This is a genomic window from Photobacterium sp. R1, assembly GCF_054600795.1.
The window spans coordinates 1-255 of sequence record NZ_BAAHZP010000718.1 but is presented as its reverse complement, the minus strand read 5'-3'; the positions used below and the strand labels follow the sequence as shown (position 1 = coordinate 255).

Below are 255 nucleotides of genomic sequence, written 5' to 3'. Positions count from 1 at the left end.
GTCGGCATTTTAGCGGCGTTTGTTGTGATGCACTGGCAGGGGATCAACGCCAATATCATGTCGCTCGGCGGCATTGCGATTGCCATCGGGGCGATGGTCGATGGGGCGATTGTCATGATTGAGAATGTGCACAAACACATTGAGCGGACACCGCTGACAGATGAGAACCGCTGGCAGGTGATCGGCAAAGCGGCGGAAGAGGTCGGTGCGCCTTTGTTTTTCTCGTTGCTGATTATCACCCTGAGCTTTGTGCCT

1 protein-coding gene is annotated in these 255 nt (G+C 54.9%); it reads left to right on the top strand.

The annotated features are described in order from the left end of the window. The coding region (locus ACYP03_RS26960; RefSeq protein ID WP_459782800.1) for an efflux RND transporter permease subunit at positions 1-255 on the top strand (255 nt) is incomplete at both ends.